This is a genomic window from Segatella copri, from assembly GCF_024330485.1.
Classification (GTDB): domain Bacteria; phylum Bacteroidota; class Bacteroidia; order Bacteroidales; family Bacteroidaceae; genus Prevotella; species Prevotella copri_L.
The window spans coordinates 1-21,227 of sequence record NZ_JANDWX010000047.1 but is presented as its reverse complement, the minus strand read 5'-3'; the positions used below and the strand labels follow the sequence as shown (position 1 = coordinate 21,227).

22 protein-coding genes are annotated in these 21,227 nt (G+C 42.4%); 10 read left to right on the top strand and 12 right to left on the bottom strand.

Features of this window, described 5'->3' with window-relative positions; genetic code table 11:
* Positions 1-131: 131 nt before the first annotated feature.
* A complete protein-coding gene (locus tag NNC77_RS15315; protein WP_437181828.1) occupies positions 132-575 on the bottom strand; it encodes an Hsp20/alpha crystallin family protein in 444 nt (147 codons plus the stop codon).
* A 333-nt stretch (positions 576-908) separates the two neighbouring features.
* Positions 909-1,388 (bottom strand): DUF4186 domain-containing protein, encoded by a 480-nt coding sequence (locus tag NNC77_RS15310; protein ID WP_437181508.1) that lies wholly within the window; start codon positions 1,386-1,388, stop codon positions 909-911.
* A 423-nt stretch (positions 1,389-1,811) separates the two neighbouring features.
* Here NNC77_RS15310 and NNC77_RS15305 point away from each other — a divergent pair, with 423 nt between their 5' ends.
* Both NNC77_RS15305 and NNC77_RS15300 read left to right on the top strand, forming a co-directional pair.
* Entirely contained in the window at positions 1,812-2,045 is a 234-nt protein-coding gene (locus tag NNC77_RS15305; protein WP_006848704.1) for a hypothetical protein, read from the top strand.
* 10 nt (positions 2,046-2,055) lie between these two features.
* Complete coding sequence (locus NNC77_RS15300) at positions 2,056-2,469, top strand: putative toxin-antitoxin system toxin component, PIN family (protein WP_117729569.1); 414 nt, start codon at positions 2,056-2,058, stop codon at positions 2,467-2,469.
* 171 nt (positions 2,470-2,640) lie between these two features.
* Here the strand turns inward: NNC77_RS15300 and NNC77_RS15295 are convergent, their stop codons facing one another.
* Positions 2,641-2,775 (bottom strand): hypothetical protein, encoded by a 135-nt coding sequence (locus NNC77_RS15295; RefSeq protein ID WP_254971065.1) that lies wholly within the window; start codon positions 2,773-2,775, stop codon positions 2,641-2,643.
* A gap of 364 nt (positions 2,776-3,139) precedes the next feature.
* On the opposite strand from NNC77_RS15295, the gene NNC77_RS15290 reads away from it, so the two are divergent.
* Both NNC77_RS15290 and NNC77_RS15285 read left to right on the top strand, forming a co-directional pair.
* Positions 3,140-3,334 carry a hypothetical protein gene (locus NNC77_RS15290; RefSeq protein WP_118066820.1) on the top strand — a complete coding sequence of 65 codons (195 nt, stop codon included), beginning with the start codon at positions 3,140-3,142 and terminating at the stop codon, positions 3,332-3,334.
* Positions 3,306-3,911 (top strand): GNAT family N-acetyltransferase, encoded by a 606-nt coding sequence (locus tag NNC77_RS15285; protein ID WP_118081648.1) that lies wholly within the window; start codon positions 3,306-3,308, stop codon positions 3,909-3,911. The genes NNC77_RS15290 and NNC77_RS15285 overlap by 29 nt, the downstream gene beginning before the upstream one ends.
* A gap of 85 nt (positions 3,912-3,996) precedes the next feature.
* Here the strand turns inward: NNC77_RS15285 and NNC77_RS15280 are convergent, their stop codons facing one another.
* From NNC77_RS15280 to NNC77_RS15250, 7 genes are all read right to left on the bottom strand, one after another.
* On the bottom strand, positions 3,997-5,568 hold the full coding sequence (locus tag NNC77_RS15280; protein WP_254971064.1) for an ATP-binding protein: 1,572 nt from the start codon (positions 5,566-5,568) through the stop codon (positions 3,997-3,999).
* A gap of 704 nt (positions 5,569-6,272) precedes the next feature.
* Positions 6,273-8,624 carry a BACON domain-containing protein gene (locus NNC77_RS15275; protein WP_254986898.1) on the bottom strand — a complete coding sequence of 784 codons (2,352 nt, stop codon included), beginning with the start codon at positions 8,622-8,624 and terminating at the stop codon, positions 6,273-6,275.
* A 21-nt stretch (positions 8,625-8,645) separates the two neighbouring features.
* Positions 8,646-11,435 carry a hypothetical protein gene (locus NNC77_RS15270; protein ID WP_254971062.1) on the bottom strand — a complete coding sequence of 930 codons (2,790 nt, stop codon included), beginning with the start codon at positions 11,433-11,435 and terminating at the stop codon, positions 8,646-8,648.
* A 71-nt stretch (positions 11,436-11,506) separates the two neighbouring features.
* Positions 11,507-12,589: a FimB/Mfa2 family fimbrial subunit gene (locus NNC77_RS15265; protein WP_153093738.1), complete on the bottom strand. Its 1,083-nt coding sequence runs from the start codon at positions 12,587-12,589 to the stop codon at positions 11,507-11,509.
* Positions 12,590-12,706: 117 nt separating this feature from the next.
* Positions 12,707-14,530 (bottom strand): Mfa1 family fimbria major subunit, encoded by a 1,824-nt coding sequence (locus tag NNC77_RS15260; protein ID WP_153093739.1) that lies wholly within the window; start codon positions 14,528-14,530, stop codon positions 12,707-12,709.
* A gap of 49 nt (positions 14,531-14,579) precedes the next feature.
* Complete coding sequence (locus NNC77_RS15255) at positions 14,580-15,917, bottom strand: DUF3868 domain-containing protein (protein ID WP_254971061.1); 1,338 nt, start codon at positions 15,915-15,917, stop codon at positions 14,580-14,582.
* An 86-nt stretch (positions 15,918-16,003) separates the two neighbouring features.
* On the bottom strand, positions 16,004-16,579 hold the full coding sequence (locus NNC77_RS15250; RefSeq protein ID WP_254971060.1) for a DUF3575 domain-containing protein: 576 nt from the start codon (positions 16,577-16,579) through the stop codon (positions 16,004-16,006).
* Positions 16,580-17,181: 602 nt separating this feature from the next.
* Here NNC77_RS15250 and NNC77_RS15245 point away from each other — a divergent pair.
* From NNC77_RS15245 to NNC77_RS15230, 4 genes are all read left to right on the top strand, one after another.
* Positions 17,182-17,337, top strand: coding sequence for a protein tyrosine phosphatase (locus NNC77_RS15245; RefSeq protein ID WP_117661216.1), 156 nt, complete (start codon positions 17,182-17,184; stop codon positions 17,335-17,337).
* Between the two features lie 213 nt (positions 17,338-17,550).
* A complete protein-coding gene (locus NNC77_RS15240) occupies positions 17,551-17,805 on the top strand; it encodes a hypothetical protein (RefSeq protein WP_089542550.1) in 255 nt (84 codons plus the stop codon).
* Positions 17,802-18,107 carry a type II toxin-antitoxin system RelE family toxin gene (locus tag NNC77_RS15235; RefSeq protein WP_118192652.1) on the top strand — a complete coding sequence of 102 codons (306 nt, stop codon included), beginning with the start codon at positions 17,802-17,804 and terminating at the stop codon, positions 18,105-18,107. Before NNC77_RS15240 ends, NNC77_RS15235 begins: the two co-directional genes overlap by 4 nt.
* A 263-nt stretch (positions 18,108-18,370) precedes the next feature.
* The gene (locus NNC77_RS15230) at positions 18,371-18,697 is read left to right on the top strand and encodes a DUF1016 N-terminal domain-containing protein (protein ID WP_117695133.1); all 327 of its coding nucleotides are present in this window, start codon (positions 18,371-18,373) and stop codon (positions 18,695-18,697) included.
* Between the two features lie 48 nt (positions 18,698-18,745).
* Here NNC77_RS15230 and NNC77_RS15225 read toward each other — a convergent pair whose 3' ends face one another.
* Both NNC77_RS15225 and NNC77_RS15220 read right to left on the bottom strand, forming a co-directional pair.
* Complete coding sequence (locus NNC77_RS15225) at positions 18,746-19,153, bottom strand: putative toxin-antitoxin system toxin component, PIN family (protein WP_117695131.1); 408 nt, start codon at positions 19,151-19,153, stop codon at positions 18,746-18,748.
* On the bottom strand, positions 19,134-19,460 hold the full coding sequence (locus NNC77_RS15220; RefSeq protein WP_117695129.1) for a type II toxin-antitoxin system RelB/DinJ family antitoxin: 327 nt from the start codon (positions 19,458-19,460) through the stop codon (positions 19,134-19,136). The genes NNC77_RS15225 and NNC77_RS15220 overlap by 20 nt, the downstream gene beginning before the upstream one ends.
* 491 nt (positions 19,461-19,951) lie before the next feature.
* On the opposite strand from NNC77_RS15220, the gene NNC77_RS15215 reads away from it, so the two are divergent.
* Complete coding sequence (locus tag NNC77_RS15215; protein WP_117588186.1) at positions 19,952-20,170, top strand: hypothetical protein; 219 nt, start codon at positions 19,952-19,954, stop codon at positions 20,168-20,170.
* Positions 20,167-20,601, top strand: coding sequence for a putative toxin-antitoxin system toxin component, PIN family (locus tag NNC77_RS15210; RefSeq protein ID WP_117695125.1), 435 nt, complete (start codon positions 20,167-20,169; stop codon positions 20,599-20,601). The genes NNC77_RS15215 and NNC77_RS15210 overlap by 4 nt, the downstream gene beginning before the upstream one ends.
* The last annotated feature ends 626 nt before the right edge of the window (positions 20,602-21,227 follow it).

Below are 21,227 nucleotides of genomic sequence, written 5' to 3'. Positions count from 1 at the left end.
TCACCACTACGCAACTGCTGAGCTGCTTTCTTGTAATCAATTTCTAAGTTGTCCATAATATAAAAACTGTGTTAAACTACTTTTATTGTAGCTTGACACAGTTTAATTTACACTCTCCACTTCAAGAAAGATTACTTAACCTCAATGTGCTTAACATCGTCTTTCTTCTCCTCCTTGGCTATCTTAGGAATCTCAATCTTCAAAACACCGTCACTGACCTCAGCGGAAATCTTCTCCTGATCAGCATCCTCTGGCAAAGCATAACTCTGAGAGTAGCTGCTGTAAGAGAACTCACGACGCAAGTAATGCTCTTCCTTCTTCTCCTCCTTCTTCTCATCCTTGTTCTCGATGGATACATTCAGATAGCCATCCTTATCGATGTTCATCTTGACCATATCTTTCTTCAAACCAGGAGCTGCAACCTCCATCGTATAAGCTGTAGCACTTTCCTTGACGTTGACTGCAGGAGCTGTTGCGTTCATGCGTGGCATCAAGTTTGCATCAAAGAAGTTGTCATTAAACCAACTGTTCAACCAATTTGAAACACTGTTATTTCTACGAGCTAACAACATCATGTAAAACCTCCTAATTCTATTTTTCTCGTCCTCTCTTCGCCTTCCGGCTCAGTCGGGATTTCTCATTGTTTTTAATTTATCCTTTTTAATAACGATTGCTTCGGCTTACGAGGTTCAAGGATTTCTAGAAACCCTCAACTGTCATTACTTAGGGTTCTTGTCGTTCCCCTTGCCCTTTCGGCTTCGGCTTTCACTCTATGTAGGAGCAAGTTACGTGCCAACCCGGTTTGTAGATTTGGAGTAAACAGTTTTTGCCAATTTTGACTAAATATTCTGCAAAATTGACAACAATGGATAATTAATTTAAACTTTGCTGCTAAAACTTCATGCTTTTTAAACCTGTTTTTCAATCCATGCCATCAGTACTGCTACAGCATACTGCTGTTCTTCTCCTGTCAGCTGTCTTCCGGCAGGTATATGATGCCATTTGAAGAAACAACCACGGCAACAGCAGCCTGTAGCATGCTGGGCAATGAATACAGGATGCCCTCTCATCGGTGTCTGCTTGCCGTCATTGGGAATCACGGCAGGAGCAAGGCGTTTGGCAACGAAATCCTCCGCATGCTTACGGATGGTAGCCAAACCCTTTTCTGCAATATATTCCTTATCCTTCTTCGAGAGATGGAATCGGCTGCGAAAAGCTGATTGGGAAAGTCTTTCAAACAAATCAGTCAAGTCATACTCTTTGTCTGGAGAAGTATCGCTTTCCATGTCTTCTGAAGAGATAGAGTCTTTCTGATGATCCTCTTCCTCCTCAGGAAACAAATTGAGTTCTACATATTTTGCTTGGTTAACTTTTGATTCTTTTTTCATTTCTATTAGCCTCCTATATCTATGAATCTCCTATTAATATTAATGGATATCAGACTCTTACGCTGCAATTTCATTACTTCTTGAATTTTCATACCAAGTAGTGTATTATATTGTACTTTTCCTGCAAAGTTAACAAAAAAATCTAGATTACGTAAGAAAAGGTGTAATATATTGTTCTTTTTATAAAAGATTATAAGTTTCTGAGATTTTTCTTGGTTTTTTGCCTTTGAATATTGTTTTTTTCTTAACTTTGCATGCACAATTCATTATAGAATAGCAGTTTATAGTTTACAGTTAATAGTTTATAGTTTACGGTTGATTTCGTGGTTATTTGCTGATAACTTGCAGATTTCTTGTTAATTGCTTGGTGGTTTCGAGAAAAAAGCGTAACTTTGCGGTTAGATATTAATAAAATGAATTATTATGGCACAGGTAGCAACAATGAATCAAGCTCAATTGCAAATCCTCGATATGCTGTCATTTATCAAGACTCCTGAGGCTTTGCGAGATTTGAATAAGGTAATCTCCGATTATTTTGTTCAGATGGCTGATGCTGAATTAGATAGGATGTGGAATGAAGGAACCCTGAATGAAGAACGTATCGAGAGTTTCCGGCATCTCCATGAACGTACTCCGTACAATAAACCAATATTATAATCTTTAGGTTATGAATATTGTATTGGATACAAATAGTTTGATTATGTCAATCGCCCCTAGAAGTCCGTATCGTAAGGTGTGGAATGCTTTTCTTAGTGGCGATTATAACCTTTGTGTGTCCAATGAAATAATAGAGGAGTATTCAGAGGTTTTATCTCGTAATATATCTCCTCAAGTTTCTGAGGCCATCGTTTATGCTATATTGACTAGACCCAATGTAATTCGCAAAGATCCTCATTATACTTTTGCTTTAATTGAGGCAGATAAAGATGACAATAAGTTTGTAGATTGTGCCATTGCTGCAAATGCAAAGTGTATTGTTACAGAAGACAAGCACTTTAAGGTCCTGGAAAATATTCCTTTTCCTAAAGTGGAGGTTATAGGTATAGAGGATTTTAAATGTTATTTGGATAAGTGGATATAGGTTTATGTACTGGTTTTGGTATATCACCATTACAGCGTAAGGTGCTAGATAAAAATCCTGAGCGTTGGCTTTGTTATGTGTTGAAGCACATAGATTCTACGCCTGAGGATAAGTATTATACTCTTCTTCCTGAGTTCTGGGAAGATGAGGAACAATAAAAATGAATTTAATTTATGGGGTGATTGGAACGTATGCACTTTCGAATTGCTCTGGCTCTTCTTTGGCAAAGAAGTAGTTTTTTCGAAAACCTACCCGTCCTTCCTTACCCTTAAGGAAGGCTCCACCTCTCATCTCGGTCTTCTTCAATGGTCTTTACACCCCCTTCGGTTCCCCCGTTAGCGGGGGACAGAAACCTCAGGGAAGAAGAGGGAAACCGCCCTACTCGGTGCTCAGAACCGCTACGCTCTAAGGTTGGCGGACCATCAAAGGTCTTCGCCATGTTGTGCGGGATGGGACCGCCTTATTACAACTTGCTTCTGGTCTGCGCCATGTTGTGCGGGATGGGACCGCCTGGGAATAGCAGTTTATAGTTTACAGTTAATAGTTTATAGTTTACGATTGATTTCGTGGTTATTTGATGATAAGTTGCAGATTTCTTGTGATTTTCTTGGTGGTTTCGAAGAAAAAGCGTATTTTTGTGGCAGAGTTAAACGTTTAAAAGGAGAAGATTATGGCATTAGAGATAAGAAGCATTCCTGTTTTGACAGGTGAGACCGCTGAACGATTTGTTCGTGAGGCAGAGGAGAATGAACGCAATCCACAAAGAAAGGCATTGCGAATGTCATTTGATGACGTTGAGAAGATTTTGATTCGCTCAACTGCTAATTTGAAAGCGCATGGAGGAAAGAGTCCTTTTGCAAAGTAATTGCTCTCTTTATCGAGTTACGACAAAAGAGGAGCTTGATACTTTTAGCTGTGGCGATAAAGACCTTGATGACTTCTTTCATCGAGAGGCTTGTCTCTATGATGGGCAATTATTAGGGAAGACATATTTCTTTGCAACTGAAAGAAGTGGTAAGGATGAAATAGTCTGTGCCTTTACATTAGCTAACGACAGTATCAAGGCAGCTTTAATTCCAAATGCTTCAAGAAATCGAATACAGAGGAAAATTCCTAATTCTAAAAGAACAAGGAGTTATCCTGCAGTATTGATTGGAAGACTTGGAGTAGCCAAGGATTTTCAAAGTACTCATGATGGTATTGGATCACAAGCGATAGACTATATCATATCTTGGTTTTTGTTACCAGACAATAAGACTGGTTGCCGTTTCATTGTTGTTGATGCTTATAATAAGGAAAATGTGCTTCATTTTTATGAAAAGAATGGCTTCAAATTCTTGTACTCTACTGAGAGTTTGGAGAAAGAGGCAAATCATATTCCTGAAGATGAGTGCTTAGAGTCAAGAATGATGTATCTTGATTTGTTGGGATATATAAGATAATAAATCCTAATGTAAGTGAGAACTCTATCTTCGAGGAAAAAGCGTGCAAGCCACATCATAGTCGCCTGCACGCTTTTTTTGTCATCTAAATTTCTGATGATTTCCAATCGAACACGATGGTGTTGTCATCTTTGATATTGAAGCTCATACCTACCTTGATAATTTCCTTGCCGCTCATGGCAAAGGCATCGGCATAATGCTTGCTTTCTATCTGCTCAAGAGCCTCCTGGGCAGTCTTTCCAAACTTCAGCTCCATTACATAGATAGTATCGTCCGTCTCCATGGTTATATCAATTCTCCCCTTTGACGTATGTTGCTCCACTATAATCCTGAAATTCGTGAGCAAGGCAAAGATGATATACATCGTTTGCTGGTAATGACCTTCGTAATGGGTGTTGTTGCAATAAGGCACAGTCTCCCAAAACGATTTCAGCAACTGTAATGCTTCGTCTATCTTGCCCTGTTTAATAAGCACCGACATCTTGGCGATGGTGGTATTGCACATTGCAGTCTTTGAGGTCAGATAATGAGGCAACAAACTTCTGTACAATCCAACTCTTATTTCCTTGTTAGGAATGGCTAGGGTATAGAGTTCCGTTTCTTCATCATAATCCTTGATGGTGATGTAGCCACTCTGATAGAGCAGCGGCATGATGGTGGTCATGTTTTCCGTGGCAGCATCAAAGTCATCCTTTCCGGCTTCCATACTCTCGCCCAGGTTCGCTGGCAGAAAGTTGAAATTGCGCATCATATTGATCAGATAAGTAGGAGTGCCTGATCCAAACCAGTAGGAATCAATCTTCTGCTTGGCAAAGCAGGTTAATAAGCTGAACGGATTATAAACGTCAGGAGAAGGCCATGTAAAATGATAGCCGTCATAATTATCCTTTAACTTAGCTAACGTCTGCTCATACGATAAGTTTAATTTTTCAGCAAGTGCATCTATGTCATTCCGCATTCCGTTCACCAGTTCATCTTCCGTAATTCCGCAAATGCCGGCATACGGCTCGTCCATACTGATATTGGTGATGTTGTTCAATTCGCTGAAGATGCTGAGCTGAGAGAATTTGGTGATGCCTGTGAGGAATACGAAGCGGAGCAATTTCTCGCATCCTTTTAGCGGACTGTAGAAATTGCGCATGGCGTTGCGAAGTTCTTCCAGTTTTTCATCCTCGTGCACCACATCAAGCAAAGGGGCATCATATTCGTCAATCAGTATTACCACTTGCTTGCCCGTTTCCCTATAGGCAGTCTGGATAAGTGAGATGAGGCGGACGTTGGCATCAACAGCCGGATTCGTAATGCCCCATTTCTGCTCTTGTTCTGCAAGTTGCTGGTCGAAATATCTTTCCAGCTGGGCTATCTCCATGTGTTTGCCCATGCTCATATCGAAATGCAGCACCGGATAGCTTATCCAATCCTTTTCTAGCTTTTCGATGGCGAGTCCTTTGAAAAGCTCCTTCTTTCCTTCAAAATAGCTCTTCATGGTAGTCAGCAACAGCGACTTTCCGAAACGGCGTGGACGGCTCAGGAAGAAATAAGTACCATCAGTATGTGCCATACGATATACATATTCCGTCTTGTCAATGTAGAACTTATCTTCCACTCTGATTCGTTCGAAAGTTTGTAATCCTATCGGATATAGTTTTCTTGCCATAATTGCTCGCCTTTCTTTTAAGTGATATTCTCTTTGTTGGCAAAGATACGAATAAATGGTGAAACCACCAAATTAAAAACATCTTTTCTTCATTTATGCCCCTTATCTCATTTCCTTATACCTTTTATTTCTTTTCTCCCTTCTCTTATTTCTTTTCTCTCCTCCTTTTATTTCTTTTCAGGCTTCCTCTTATCTCCTTTCTTCCTTCTTGCTGTATTAATAATGGGTTAATCTCGGGAAAAGTCTTGGTTGATTATAGGATAAAATGTTCTTTAACCCTATTGAAATCTCCGTTCATCGACGTTGAACCGCGGTTCAGCGTCTATGAATGGCGGTTCATCGACGTTGAACGGACATTCAGCGTCTATGAACGGAGATTTTATCTAAGTATAAATGTTTCTTTTCTTAGTTGAAAGAACTGTTTTAGTAGGTTAAAATCCTTGTTTTACCCCTCTTCTTGCTCTCATTCATTCGTATTCTTGCTCTCATTCACCCTCAATAAGCGATGGAAGCGCCTTTACCACGTCAGTACTAGCATAATAACCTCTCAGTGACGTCTTGACCCCTTGTCAGGAGTATCCTGACAAAAAGAAGGGCTGGACTTTCTCACGAAAATCCAACCCTTCTTTGTAAAACAGCTGTTTTTTATACTTTAATTATATAAGTAAAAGATGTTATTATATTTATCACTTATCTTATGTTTATTACAGAACATGTACCAGGCGGATTGGCATGGCCCTGTAAGTCCCGGTGTTTTTACCTGCATTACCGCTGACGAAGCGGAGATTCGACATGGTGCAAATCTTACCATACACATCTAAATAGCGATACCAGAAGCCATACTCAGGACTGGTGGTGTCGAAACCCTGATTTCCTGAGAGTAGCGTGCGGGTCCATAGGCTGACATGGGTGACATTTCTGAAAGCCTCACCCTCCACATATCCTGTGGCTGGCAAATAGATTACGGGCAGCTCCGAATTGTCTGTTGTTATCTCAACACTGTTGTACGCCTCGCCCGACAAGGTGTAGCGGGTCTCCTCTTTCAGATTACCGCCGTCTATGATGTCTTGGAACACACTATTCTCGGGAATAGTGAAACCTTGAGGCAGATTGCCGATAAGACTACCTGCATTTGCCTGATCCTGTTTCGCTTTAGCAATATGGAAGTATCCGCCAATAGCACCCTTGTTAGCTTCCAACGCCTTGGTGCCCGGAGCATAGCATCTGTCGCTGGAGGCTCCGAGGTTGCGGTCGAGCATGACGTATGTTTTACTATTTCCTTTCACCTTCACTACACCGTAGTAGAAACGGCCGCTGACACGAGATTGATCAACAGGCGGTTGTTGGTTGTCGGTGGCATCTATCTTGTGGAAGAGTCCACAATGATAAACGGGATACGTGATAGCAATGTCGTGTCCATTCTCCTGATAGGTGATGGTGAAGTCGCCGATCCAGATGTCATAGTTGTCAGCACCGCTGTTCAGCGTCACTTTCCAGTTGCCGTCTCCATTATCCGTTACCTTAAACAAGTTTCTGTTTGCGCCATAAGTCACATCATCACCCGTTTTCTTTGGAATCAAATAACTGAACTCGTTAGTTCCCACCCCGAAGTGCAGACCATCGTTTCTGACAATATCGTTCTGCATATCCTTCGGGCTGATACCTCGAGTACCTGGCAGGAATTTGTTGAAATAGTCCTCATATTCTTCCGATGTGCCCACATTGCTTGATGTCTCAAGCTTTACGATTCTGTCAGAACGCTTGAAGTCCTTACCTTTCTGGGTCACGGTTATGGTGCGGGTCAAGTCGCCCGACTTCACGATTACCTTTCCTGTGCGTGGTACCTCAGAGTATTCATTTTTTTCTACCGCAATCGAAATCTTATATTTCGTACCTGTAGTAGAGTTTGAACCGTCAGTATCCGGCACAGTGCCAATCTTCGTGATCGTCGTAACATCTTCTTTTATCCAGCCATCGGACGTAGAGCAAGTCGGCTTCTCGTCGTTTTTGATAGTTGTAACGACAGTGGCGATAATATTCTCATCATTCCATGCGCCGCTTACTTGGTCGCTTACTCCCAGATGGTAGTCCTTGCAGGCTATCATATCGTTAACCAAAGGATTATCATCTTTCACGTCCACCATCATTCGGTTCTCGGGATATGGGTCTTTAATAGCCTCTGCTTCTGTGGGCCATCCGTAGGTATTGACGTGCTTGATAGTCACCGTATAAGCATGGTTGCGCAGCAGTGCCATCGGTTTTGTCATGTCGTTGTCGGTAAGGAAGGATACTTTATAGAAAGACTCCACACTATTATATTTACCCTTCACGATGAGATAGGCTTGACCGGCGGCAGTCTCATAGAAAGGTGTTTCGCCTGTCTGCCATCCGCTATTAGCTTTGTTTGCATCATCTGGCACATTGACTGCTGCTGCATTATAGTCAAAATCCTTGGGAGCTATGGTTCCCTTGTTTGCAGCTTTATACAACTGGAAGCTTTCCAATTCAAACGTATTGTCGTCTTTGAAATCACTGGATGTAGTCTTCTCATACTTGACGTTTACCTTGGCAAACTGGCGCAGCAGACTGATTTCCGGATTTTCCTTCATCAAGTCTGACACGCTGATCTTTCCCCAGCAGACAGGATTCTCTGTGTTGATTGTTCCCGAAATGGCAGCCTTGTCCAAACCACTCTGACATTGAGAATCTGACAAATCGCCGTCATTGGCAACCAGATGAATCATTGTAGCCTTGTCCGTGACTGGCACTTTCACTTCGTAAGTGTTGTCGGTGCCCGACACAAGTTCGTAAGCGGAAACGCTTTGGTTCGACAGGAACACTCCTTTATCATCGTAAGCCACTACGTTCAGACTCTTCAATCCCGTATCGCCAGCCCTTGTCAGTTCCTCTTTTGAAAAGTCGGGAAGTGTGATGGTGAGCGTGATGCCCCCATCTTCCACCCCATTTTTGTTGCTTGGGTTGGAACCTTCGTTCAAAGTGTCGCTACATGCTGCCAATGTCAGCAGTGCCACTAAAAGAGATATTATCTTTTTCATTTCCTTACTTACTTTACTTGTTTATACACCTGATGGTTTACCAGGATGCCAGCTACCATTGTCATAATATCCTGTATCGTTATGCTTCTCATAACTTCTACCTCCGAAAAGGGTATATTTCTCATCATAGACATCCTTTTCAAACTGAAGGACTATACCCTTCTCATGATAGCCGTCAACCGCTTTTAAACTTATCGTTGTCTTCCACCAGCCTCCTTCTTGTACGCTTTTAAAACTCTTGGCACTGTGACCATCCCAAGTGTTGTCCCAATGTTCATATTGTTTATTATCTCCTGAGGATGTCGGATTGTCTGTTGCGACACCGAACTTAAACGCCCAGCCTAATACTTCTTTCTTGGTATAGACAACATAATTGATATCCTTAACTATCGGCTTCTCATCGAAAATACGATAATAGGGGTCTGTTGTCGGGTCGTAAAGTATCCAACCTTCTCTATCCTCATAGTTAAAAAGGGGGATACCAGGCGCCATGTGCTGAGGGCAGCGGTGAAGGTCCGCACCATCGTTGTTGAAGCTGTAGAATATCATCAATGTCTCGCCAGGCTTGATCGGTGTAGTTTTTTGATCGTCGCCGCTATAATCCAATCTATATCCTTTAGCATTAAAATCCATGTCCTTGTAGTACCATCCTGGATTATTCGTGTCCCCAGTCATACCGTTTAGATCTTTATATCTATTATTAAAGTACCACACATTTTCTTTAGGTATTGCTGTTCCTGTCGTTTCACCCTTTTGAGAATAAATATATACATTATGTCTACTTGTTTGTATCTCATTGTCCCAACCTTCTCCTCTCCAAGAATCGTTCCAGTTGTTATTGTTATCACCAGTTCCATAGTATTCTTCCAAAATACCTTGGAATTGGTTAGTATTAAACTTGTCTTTATTTGACGACCTGTCATTAATGGCACGGAAATAGATACGGTAATTGTCAACCGGAGGTCTTACTGTCACCTTAATGTCTCTGTACTTATTGTTGCTATTATACAAGTCTTTCGAGTGTACTCGGAATGTATGCACTGTAGTTGTTCCAGGGTCGGTTGTAGCCTCCACCTGGAATGTTCCCTTGGGAGCGTTTTCATCGGATGGCTTCGATATTTTGATAGTTGAGCTACCAATGATGGAAGTCAGATTGTCCGGAAGCACGATACCTCCCAAGTTTGTAACCCAAGTGAATACCTTTGTGTTGGTTTCTGCTTTTGCCTCATAATAGATGATTACCTCCAATGGATCAACCTCAAACAGAGGTTCTACATTGTAGTCTACATCCAGATACTTCTTCAGGTTGTTAGCCTTCAGCCATATCTTGGTCGTTCCTTTCGGATGAAATTGACCTTCCCCATTTCCATAAGCACTCATGGGAATCTCGGGATTAATCCTAAAGGTGATAATATGATTGACCTCATCTCTTTTATCTACAACGACGAGGGGCTTACCATCAACAATCGCATCGCAACCAAACTCCACATTCACCCAATTTGACTTGTAGGAAATAGAGTCTTCCTCTATGGAGGTTATTTGAGCGCTTGTCTTGTTTACCCACAGTGTGGTATGGCTGAAGTCTGCATCTATCGTTACAGTTTTCCAGTCCTTTACGCTCACATTACAGTCGAGAGTCATGTTTCCCAGACTCTTGATTTTGCCGATAATCTCATAATAGGTGCCACGAGGGAAAGTTGGAACTTCGGTGGAAGTTGGGCTCTCATCCTGACGATGTCCCAGCTTAATCTTATAGTTGTTCTCAATGTTACCATTCACAGAGCCAGTAACTTTGAGGGTAGACTGCTGAGAGGCATCGGCGATATAACGCTCAGGCAGATAGTAAGTGCCTTGGAAAAGCCACTTAGCGGCGGCATTCTGTGGAGCAGCTATAGGAGTTGCACCAGGAACAAGGGTGATGATGTCCTTATTATTCACATTGGCATTGGCAGCATCCTCTGTCCAGTTTTCATAATAACCACCCTTATTGCTTGCCTCAGGAGAAGTAGCATAAACTTTATTTTCAAAACCATTGGCATAATCTTGGCTAACACTAGAGGCTGGCTTGCTAAATGCTCCATCCCAACTCAGCGTGGTGCTAGGAGAAAGCTTTTGAGCCAGAATATCCTTGATGATATAGCTATTACCATTGAATGCAGAACCTTCAGCAGTAGGATCGAAGATAAGATTCAGCTTAACCTTTACGCATGTAAATTTCAGGTTAGCTGCCACCTCTGTATATTTATCACCACCTTTTTCTATTTTTGTATTGATGATAGTACCGTTTACATCCTTTGGCTCATAAATCATCGGGATGTTTGTAGAAACAGGCATTCCCGGTTCTCCTCCATCTACATAGTTCAGTACTATATCTTTGAGATCATCTTCTGTTTTGATAGGCTTACCACTCAACACCTTGTTCATGTTGGCAACCACATAGATATGGTAAGTGCCCGGCTCGATATTGAGCTGATAGTTAGCTACATGCGGCTCTACCATCATTGTAGCCAATGGGGCAGGGAGCGTCTCTACCAGGAGCTTGCCATCATTTCCATTTCCTGTAGGGACAGGGAAAGCATAGAGGGTCAGGTCGTTGATCTGGCATTCATCTACCGTAGCATTATAGGTAGGAAGGCCGGAAGCATCGTCGGCACGGGTGCCGCGGCTGCTGAGCACGGTTGGCACGAGTACATGCAAGTTGCTTTCTGACGAAATGGGAGCGCGCTCGCCTCCAAGTTCGTCAGAGCAACTTACTGTAACCAACAATATAAACCAACTAACTAAACTTAAAATGAAATCTCGTATTTTCATTGTTTCCAATTTTTAAAGTCAAATACTCTTATGAGCTAAATGCCCGGAAGGGGCTCTGACACCTGAAACGGTTAGAAATCGACACGCTGGATGCGCTTGCTCCAATCCAGGATGGAAATGCTGAGCTGCACATACTTCCACTGGTTGCCCTGGAGGAAGAAGTCGAGCTTATAGTCGTACTCACGGTCCAGGAATTCCTGTGCTGAATATTGGCGGGCTTCGAAGGCGCCACGGCCTTGAGCCAGACAGTCAGCAAGATTGATGCGTGCCACCTCTTCGCCTGTAGTCTTGTTCGTGATGGTGAGGATGGCGTTCTTGTCGTTTTCTGCTGCCGGATGCCAGATGAGTCGGGAGAACATGAGGGCGGCATGAGCGGTGCGCTCCTTTACATTGCCCTCGGTATCCTTAAACTCAGTGGTCCAGGTGTAGTATGGGGTATATGTCAACTCCTCGTCGGGGAGGAGAGAGTTGTCGTAACTGATATCGCCGTTGGCATTGGTTATCTGATAACTGAAGTCATCGGCATTGATGTTGGCAGGCTCGTCGGTCTGATGCAGGCTGATGGTGAGCTGCTTGGTATCACGAACCAGACCGATGGTATGGCGTGTAACCTGCAGGTCTTTTACTTCAACCAGTTCGTTGCTGAGTCCTTGCCAGAGTGTATCGAGCGGTTGGCTCTGGTTGTTCACCTTGCCCTGTTCGCGGTCGAGTCGTGCATGGAGGGCGGTGATGTTGTCACCCTGCTGTGGCAGAGCTATCTGGAATTTGGCACCTGGCTGCGCGAGTGCATCTTCGTATTTCTTTTGGAAGGCGAAGGTTGCGAATCGGTATTTGCCCGGTTCCAGATTGATTCGCATGGCATAGTTAGGGTCCTTGAGCGGCTGTGATGTCGCATCGTTATAGGCATCATGGCGAGCAATGAAGTTGCCCTGCTCGTCGTATACGAATACGCTGAGGCCGCCCACATGATCATTGAACATGTCGGCACGCTGCACGTTGTAGTCGTACTTGAACTGCAAGTCAACACCCATGTCACAAGGAGGCAGGTCGTCGTGCATCAAGTCGTTGCAGCTGCTGAGCATACTGCCCGCCATGATGAATCCCCATCCCATGCATATATTCTTGATCCAACTGTTAAACTTCTTGTTTGCCATGATGCTTATCTGTTTTATGAAAAAGTAAAGTGTATAAATTGATTCTTATTCTTCCGATATAGCCAGCCGCTCCTTAGCGCTAGAGCGGCTGAGCTATATATAATAATGTGTTATGGATTACAAATCTACGTTCTGTGTACGCTTAGCCCAGTCGAGGATCTTAACGCTAACGTTGATGTACTTGGTATCCTCATCGTCTGGGGACTTAGGCTTAACCTCTGGAACGTCAGGATAACCAGGACCGCTGATGCTATTGACAGTAAGGTCGTACCAGTTGTTGCGGAGCACACCGTAACGGCCGAGCCAATTCAGGTTCTTTCCATCATATGTTTCATTACCTGCTGTCCAAGGCGTCAAGTCGTCACCGAAGTGCTTGATACGGGCAATATAATAGCTTTCACCATTCTTGTAGGTCTTGATACCGATACCTTTATCCTTATCAAGACCGAGTTTGGTGTTGAGCGTGGCTACTAATTTATCATCAACCTTTTCTGTTTCTGTTTCTCCTTCCTTAATCTTAATCGATACATTTGATTTAGTCAATACATGTGTACCGGCAGTCAATAAATCACCCGTAAGTTCTACAGTAGGGTCGGTAGTAATACGCAGAGCCTCTTTTGCTTTACTGGCAATTTGATCTTTAAGAGTTTTCGTTGTCCAAATGTCCAAACTGTTACCAATCATAAAGAAGGTCTTGTCTGTCCCTGACTCTGATGCCAAAACATTTGGAGTATAAGTAGCCTTAACAAGTACACGGGTGGTCTGACCTTGTTTCATGTTATTGATGTCGAAAGTGTTCTCTAAACAATACAATGGGTGCTCAGAACCAGAGCCATCCATCCATGTGACTGCAGATTCTTCAGCTGTCGCTAAAGTGAATTGTTCCTTACATTTGTCTAAGTCTGTTAAGCCCATGCTGTAGTTAGGGTCGATACCCCAATATACACGCTTGAAAGTAGCTGTAGTAGAATTACTAACGAAGCGAGATGTTGCTGGAGCTGTACCTTGATCATTCTTCCAAATATCTGAGTAAGCTGGAACAGTTTGAGCTGTTGGATCTGTTGGAGCTGCCGGTGTTATACCAGTCTTCAAACCAGAAGTTACATGTACTGGGAATGATTTCTTGTTAGTAACATCCAAAGCCCAATTTGTGATTTTTACCTTGTCGCTTTTATAATTTGTTCCGGTTGCATTGTCACCCTCTGTTGCAAAATAATTCTTGCCTGTACTGTTTGATCCTACAGTAACCTTTGCCAAACCGCGTTCTACATGAATCGTTGTACCAGGTTTACTCTGTGCCTCTTCCTTTGTTCTATAGATACCCTTTATTGGCACGAGGGTTGTTGGCTCAACATCTTTTGTAGTAAATTCAGGAGCATTAGCCATATAGAAACCATTCGAATTATTTACAAGGTTTGTCGCATTTACTTTATCTGCAACATTCCAAGTTCCATATGTCTCTGTTGTTGCAGTAGGAATTGTAACCTTGTTCTCTGTTCCTACCTTATTGTTAAGAATGACCAATGCATAGTATTGACCACCAGCCTCATCTACTTTTGCGCTATTAAGTTCAGCTGTGATAGTTGCTTCTGTTGTAATACCATTGTTACTATCATTGTCTTTTTTCCAAGGCTCCAAATTACCGAGTTGTACAGCTTCGACAAACTTGAAGTTGTTTTCAGAAGTTTCTGTTCCCTTCTCAAAGATAAGGAGTGTAGCATCATTTACTGCATACTCAGAAGCTGTACCGCCATCAAACTGGTCATTTGTAGTAGCACGTGTACCATTTGCAGTAGGCAAGTTGATTGTGATAGATGCATAGCTTACACCTGCTTCATTAGTACCAGTACCTGAACCTGCGGTTCCCAGATCCTCATTGCTTGAACAGCTTGCTGACATAGCTGCGATGACAGCCAAGCCAAAAAAATGTTTAATCTTCATAATCTTTAAAAGTTAAGCTTGTTTATAATCGTTATTCTCTAATTTTCTGTTATTCCAATTCCTTTATCTGCTTGAAGACATCTCTTACTCGTTCTGCCTCTTTCGAGTTGCCTGCCTTGGCAAGATGCTTTTCGGCAGAAGTAAGATCACCTTTCTGCAAATCGGTGCAGGCGGCATTGAGATTCGCAGCCTCATCATCTGGGAAGAGGCGGACAGCAATGTCGAATACCTCGTTAAACTCTGGCGAACCCGGCTCGTAAGTCTGAGCCACCAGGAACATCTCCTGCAGAGAAAGCTGCTGAGGCTTGGTCTTCAATATCTCCTTTGCCTCTTCGATGCTGAACGGACGAACCGTGTAGGTTACCGTATAGTCGCTATGACGGAGACGAGGATAGATATAATCCAGGATATAGCGGTAACTTGCCGGATGGAGCTTTCTGATCTTCAGGTCCTTATCGTCGGGAGCCAGCGAGGAGTTAGCAATCTCGAGAATTGCTTCCTTGTCAGCCAGATTGCTAGCCTGAATCTTCTTCTTGAATCCTTCCCAGTCTTCCGGTGTAGCCTGATAGGTAAAGAGCTTGCTGTTTAAGGTGTAGAGGCTGCTCACATAGTTGCGGAGGGCAGCTGCACGCTCGTTGGCAAGGCGCTTGTTGTTGGCATACGAACCATCAGGCGAAGCAAAACCGTGGATATCAATATCTGTGATTTCAACGTTCTTATCGTTCTTCACCAGGTCGATGGTGGAAGTAATCTTCTTCAGCTCAGCTGCATTCTCACGGAAGTCGGCAAGAATATTACTCTTGTTGAGCTTGAAGCTCAGGTAAGCTTCACCCTTTTCGGCTCTCACCTTCTTGGCTTCCGCCTTCGGCTGCACGAAGAAATCCTTCGTAATCTTAGGTGTACGGTCGATATCCGCAATCGGCGTATTGTCCTGTTCTATCAGGTTGCCGCATCCGCAGAGATCTTCCTTTACCGAGAGTTTGAACTTCTTCATCCATTTCTGATAAGGAACAGACTGGGCGAAGTAAACCTGCTGACTGGTCTTGTTCTTGCGGGTAAGAACCTGTGCCTGCGGATTCTTCTTGCTTTCGGCAAGTCGGCGGTATCTTACAGCCTGGTTTCTACCCTGGATGATGATAGGGTTGAGAGCGATAGTATCAGTTCCTTCCATTACCGGTGTGAAAACAATCTGCTGCTCTGATTTCATCTTCAAATCGTTCAGGTTCATACGGAAGGCAACGTCCATCCGGTTGCCGTTCTTGCGTGCCAAGACGCTGTCTACCTGAATCTTACCCCCTGCCAGCTGTTGAGCCTGAGCAGGCATGATGCCCTGAGAAAAGAGTATGCAGAGAGGCGAAATGACCGCATAAAGCTTCATTTTATCCATATTATGATTTCCCTAAAATTTTTTGTATTCTGTCTAGTTATTACGTGTTTATATTGTCGGTTTAAAACAACAGTTAAATTAAATTCTTAGAACACGTATATGAGAGATAGTGCGGCTTTTGTAGGGCCCACATAGTTGCGGTGGTCTTTGTCGAGACATTTTTCGCATCGTCCGTAAAGCTTGTAAGGACTGTAGGCATATCCCAAACCGATAGACCCTTCGAAATTGAGGTGCTTATTGAGTAACCACTGATAGCCGTAGGTAAGGCCTCCACCTACATACCAGCCTTCATAATGCCTGCCCTCCAGAGTTTTCGGCAGGATGCCGAAGGGCATGTCAATGTTTTTAATGTTGTATTCACCGCCTAGGGCATGAATTCCGAAGAAATGGCCTCCAAACTTCTGGCAGGTGTACCATCTGTATTCTGGCATAACATTCCAGAATCTCATCTTCTTGTCGCCCGAGAACTTCCAGGGGTTCAGGGTGCCGAAGAGTTGGAAGGTTGTTTTCCTGCCCGTGCCGATTTCGATGCCGGCGTTGGCAGATGTGGAAGCCCATCCCAGTAAGTTGGTCTTCAGAGCGACCTCCTGCGCTCGCGTCGTTGCCGTTGAAAGGATCAGCAGCAGCAACATAGCTGATTTTATGAATGTTTGCTTCATCATATCTTTACTTTTATATATTGGTTCCGTTTATATTAAACTTAGCCTTCGTTCGCTAGTTGGTATCTTTTTTCGGCTGCAAATATAAGAGGAATTTCTATGGTAAGCAAGAAAATTTCTCAAAAAGGTTCTATTTATTTGTGCAAACGTTTGCACATTCATGCAATCTGTTTGCGCACACACATCATAAAACACATGATTATAAGTGTAATTTGCACAAATATGCGTAAGGGCAATAAGTTTTTTCTAAAATCACCCCGTCCCTCTTTACCATTAAAGAGGGCTCCACCTCTCATCTCGGTCTTCTCCCCTCAGGGAAGAAGAGGGAAACCGCTCCTCCTCGTCGCTCGGAACCGCTACGCTCTAAGGTTGGCGGGGCATCAAAGCCCTCGCCAGATTTTGCGGGATGGGACCGCCTTATTATAGCTTGCTGAGGTAGGGAATAGCAGTTTATAGTTTACAGTTAATAGTTTATAGTTTACGATTGATTTCGTGGTTATTTGATGATAAGTTGCAGATTTCTTGTGATTTTCTTGGTGGTTTCGAAGAATATGTGTAATTTTGGTGGCTGGATGTTGAACTAGAATAAATAGGAGGAAGAATATTTGGATACTACAAAGTTAACAAGAGAAGAGGCTCTACGCCGTTGGAATGCTTCTAAGGAAAACAAACGTAAAATGGTGGAGAAACTGGAGAACTTGGTTCGCAAAAGCTGTCTGGAACGTACTGGTAAAGAACCTATAGGGGTAGAAGTATGGTAGTAGAAAAAATGTCTCTGGCTGTGATTAATGCCAATTCCATAATTCTGATTTTTAAGAATTCGGATGCAAAGGTAAATACTTAATGTGTTGAAAAGCAGTTTTATCATCCATCTAACTATTAATCTTTATTAATTATACATAGAGATATACCATATATATGAAATATATTATGTATCTTTGCACCAAAGTAGAACCATTTAAATAAATACACTTATGAGTACAGTTTCAGTAACACCTTCTAAAAGAAAGATCATTGACTTAAAAGATGATACTTTTAAGACTCTATCCATTATGGCTATTCAGAAGGGAACCAACCTCAAAAACTATATTGAGGATATACTCAATGGCATAGCCGAAGATTACGAAGACGCAAAGCTCTATGCTAAATTAAGAAAAGAGCAGCCAGAGGGTCTCATCCGTGCCAACAAAGAAGAACAAGAAGATTTTGAAAAGTGGTTAGGCGTATGAATGTCGAATTTTCCAAAGCCTTTGTCAAAGCTTCCAAACGTCTTTCTGGCAAGATGCTCGATTCTTTAAGACGTACGGTAGTAGAAGTTAAAGCAGCCAAAGGTATTCAAGATATCTCTGACTGCAAGAAACTTGTTGGGTATCGTAATATATATAGAATTCGTTTAGGTGACTATAGAGCACTATTTACTCTAGAAATTGAGTTTTCTGGCGATACTATATTCTTTCAATATCTTGCTCCACGAGGCGAAGCCTATGGTAAAAAGATGAAAACAGAACTTAAACGAATAGACAAAGAATAATTATATTATTCAGTCTCCAATGTATCTCCACCATTAGCATGGCGGTCCCAGAAGATATTCAGATGCCAGGATTGTGGGTACGAGACCGAAGTATATGAGGGACGTGGCTTCATGGGACAGCATATCGAAGCCATGTCTTGTCCTGACTGCAGAAAATTAGCCTCCTATATCTAGGAATCTCCTATTCATATTAATGGATATCAGACTCTTCTGCTGCTGATGCTTTATTTTCCCTGGGTTGTGGGTTGGGTACGAAGCCAAGGATGGCAACCAGAAATCTCAGTCAGGATTTGAAGAACGAAATGCCAGGGGTGAAAGGATTCTCACCAACTAACTTGAAGTACATGAGCTACTTTTATAAGCTCTATGCACCATTACAGGCAAATTGTCCGCAGCTTGCGGACAATTTTATAGATGACTTGTATGTTGCAGATATTCAGCGAGTTGTAGCACAAAGTAAAAATCGTCCGCAGTTTGCGGACGATTTCAAATTGCTTTTTCTTATTCCTTGGGACCACCATCGTCGTATCATTGATAATTGGCAAATGCAAAAATCATGTTTGATAAGGCAGACAGGAAGCTTATGGTAAATAGAATGTTTGCAGTACACCCTATTGAGAAGAATCACTATAGACATCTTATAGTTCGTTGTCTAGGATTTCCATCATTTCTGCTGCTGTAATCACTTGCGGTTCTTTTGGAAAGTGTTTGAGATTTCCTGTTACTAAGAAGGAGTCTTCCTTGCTCAGGCAGACTTCGTAGAAGACTCGGTCGTCCTCATCTGGCATTTCGCCAGCATAAGGGAAACGAGAAGAATCAATTCCGTTTTGTTTTACAAGTTCTATAACTGTGCAGATTTGGTCGTCTGACAACTTGAATTTTGCGCGATGAAGCACTTCATCGTATTCTTTTATAATGTCATCATTATATAAAGGTATAATACGATGAAGGAACAAACTTTCAAGAACTCTTGCTGTTGAAGCATTTGAGTTGTGGGTGATAAGGGCTGATACAAATATGTTTGTATCAATGACTGCATATACCATTGCGTTCTTTTCTTAATCGTCTGACTTCTCTGATTTCTTCATTGATTTCATCAAGTGTGAGATCTGGGGTTTCACCTCTTTCTGCTTTAGCTCTAAGTTGCTTGAACGCAGCCTTTGCTTTCGCAGTCACTTCATCTTCTTCTTCATTCTTTGCCTGAATGGAGAATGGAATGCTCTTACTGCGAATTACTGCCTTAACAAAGATGTTAATGGCGGTATTCGCACTCATACCGAACTGTTCGCAGAGTTTATCAAACTGTGCTTTCTGCTGGTTGTCCATACGGACTGTCATTGCTGTCTGTGCCATAAGCCTAACATGTTTAATTAATAATCATTCTGACTGCAAATATACATCATTATGACGTAAAATGGTGCGACAGTATTAATAATTTAATAAAGATTAATAGTTGAATGAATGATATAACTGCTTTTTTCGCTTTCCTGAAGTATTGCCTTGGATATAAGGTTCCTTACCGTTAAAGAAGGAGTCTTTCGAATCCCTCCGTCTCCCTTTAGCCAAAGGGAGCTCCACCTCTAACCAAGCCTTCCTCCTCAGAAGGAAGGATGTAACCGCCCTACTCGGTGCTCGGAACCGCTACGCTATAAGGTTGGCGGGGCATCAAAGCCCTCGCCATGTGTTGCGGGATGGGACCGCCTTGCTAAAGGTGGATAGGATTATTGAAGTGCTGGTTTTGTGGTTATTTGATGATAATTTGCAGATTTCTTGTTAATTGCTTGGTGGTTTCGAGAAAAAAGCGTAACTTTGGCGGCAAAGTGGAACGTTTAATTGAAAATAGAATGGAACAGACTGTATTTAACCCTGCTCAGATGAAGATTCTTCAAATGATGTCTTATATCAAGACTCCACAGGAATTAGATAATCTTGAAAATGTTCTCTCTCAATACTTTGCAAAGAAGGTTGATGAGGGGATTGATGAGTTGTGCGATAATGGAAGTATAACTCTTGATACCATAGAGAGCTGGGGTAATGAACATTTACGTACTTCTGGCAAATGAGAAAGATTGTTCTTGATACTAATTGCTTATTGATGAGCCTTCCAAGGATAAGCCCTTATCGTAAGATTTGGGATGATTTCTTGAAAGGTAAATTGACCTTGTGCGTTACAAATGAAATTATTGAGGAGTATTTAGAAATCATTGAGCAGAAGACTAATGCAAATATTGCCAGTAATGTTGTGTCTGTGATTCTAAGTCAAAAGAATGTGGAATTCGTAACACCCTATTATAAGTTGCATCTCATTCAAGCTGATGAGGATGACAACAAATTTGTAGATTGTGCTTTTTCTGCTGGTGCAAGTTGTATAGTGAGTAATGATGCTCACTTTAAAATTCTCAATGAGGTTGAATTTCCTCGTATTTTTGTTGTAAATATAAAAGATTTCGTGGAGTTATTATTGCGGAATCAAGGAAATAATCATCTTAATTAATAGTTTAAGATGTCGTAACTATTGATTATTGCAAGTAGCAGAAGGAACTCATCTCGTTCTTCTTCAAGTCTTTACGACCCCTTCGGTTCCCCTTGTAGGGGACAGAAACCCCTGCGGGAGGGTCCTTAACCCACTCCCAAGCCCTCGCCCTTTCCAAAAGGGCAAGGGATGTAACCGCTCCTCCTCGTCGCTCGGAACCGCTACGCTCTAAGGTTGGCGGGGCATCAAAGCCCTCGCCAGATTGTACGGGATGGGACCGCCTTATTATAGCTTGCTGAGGTAGGGAATAGCAGTTTATAGTTTACAGTTAATAGTTTATAGTTTACGATTGATTTCGTGGTTATTTGATGATAAGTTGCAGATTTCTTGTGATTTTCTTGGTGGTTTCGAAGAATATGTGTAATTTTGGTGGCTGAATGTTGAACTAGAATAAATAGGAGGAAGAATATTTGGATACTACAAAGTTAACAAGAGAAGAGGCTCTACGCCGTTGGAATGCTTCTAAGGTGCTGCCCCTCAAAAAGTAGACACAGAAAGGTGGAAAACTGATGGAAAATGATTACCTTTGCAAGCAGATAGAGTTGTGTGCCCTGTAGAGAGGGCGTAGCCCGAACGTAAGGGCACAC

Coding starts and splice junctions, on each gene's coding strand:
- NNC77_RS15315 (WP_437181828.1), bottom strand. CDS start 575: ATGATGTTGTTAGCTCGTAGAAATAACAGTGTTTCAAATTGGTTGAAC.
- NNC77_RS15310 (WP_437181508.1), bottom strand. CDS start 1,388: ATGAAAAAAGAATCAAAAGTTAACCAAGCAAAATATGTAGAACTCAAT.
- NNC77_RS15305 (WP_006848704.1), top strand. CDS start 1,812: ATGGCACAGGTAGCAACAATGAATCAAGCTCAATTGCAAATCCTCGAT.
- NNC77_RS15300 (WP_117729569.1), top strand. CDS start 2,056: ATGAATATTGTATTGGATACAAATAGTTTGATTATGTCAATCGCCCCT.
- NNC77_RS15290 (WP_118066820.1), top strand. CDS start 3,140: ATGGCATTAGAGATAAGAAGCATTCCTGTTTTGACAGGTGAGACCGCT.
- NNC77_RS15285 (WP_118081648.1), top strand. CDS start 3,306: ATGGAGGAAAGAGTCCTTTTGCAAAGTAATTGCTCTCTTTATCGAGTT.
- NNC77_RS15280 (WP_254971064.1), bottom strand. CDS start 5,568: ATGGCAAGAAAACTATATCCGATAGGATTACAAACTTTCGAACGAATC.
- NNC77_RS15275 (WP_254986898.1), bottom strand. CDS start 8,624: ATGAAAAAGATAATATCTCTTTTAGTGGCACTGCTGACATTGGCAGCA.
- NNC77_RS15270 (WP_254971062.1), bottom strand. CDS start 11,435: ATGAAAATACGAGATTTCATTTTAAGTTTAGTTAGTTGGTTTATATTG.
- NNC77_RS15265 (WP_153093738.1), bottom strand. CDS start 12,589: ATGGCAAACAAGAAGTTTAACAGTTGGATCAAGAATATATGCATGGGA.
- NNC77_RS15260 (WP_153093739.1), bottom strand. CDS start 14,530: ATGAAGATTAAACATTTTTTTGGCTTGGCTGTCATCGCAGCTATGTCA.
- NNC77_RS15255 (WP_254971061.1), bottom strand. CDS start 15,917: ATGGATAAAATGAAGCTTTATGCGGTCATTTCGCCTCTCTGCATACTC.
- NNC77_RS15250 (WP_254971060.1), bottom strand. CDS start 16,579: ATGATGAAGCAAACATTCATAAAATCAGCTATGTTGCTGCTGCTGATC.
- NNC77_RS15240 (WP_089542550.1), top strand. CDS start 17,551: ATGAGTACAGTTTCAGTAACACCTTCTAAAAGAAAGATCATTGACTTA.
- NNC77_RS15235 (WP_118192652.1), top strand. CDS start 17,802: ATGAATGTCGAATTTTCCAAAGCCTTTGTCAAAGCTTCCAAACGTCTT.
- NNC77_RS15230 (WP_117695133.1), top strand. CDS start 18,371: ATGGCAACCAGAAATCTCAGTCAGGATTTGAAGAACGAAATGCCAGGG.
- NNC77_RS15225 (WP_117695131.1), bottom strand. CDS start 19,153: ATGGTATATGCAGTCATTGATACAAACATATTTGTATCAGCCCTTATC.
- NNC77_RS15220 (WP_117695129.1), bottom strand. CDS start 19,460: ATGGCACAGACAGCAATGACAGTCCGTATGGACAACCAGCAGAAAGCA.
- NNC77_RS15215 (WP_117588186.1), top strand. CDS start 19,952: ATGGAACAGACTGTATTTAACCCTGCTCAGATGAAGATTCTTCAAATG.
- NNC77_RS15210 (WP_117695125.1), top strand. CDS start 20,167: ATGAGAAAGATTGTTCTTGATACTAATTGCTTATTGATGAGCCTTCCA.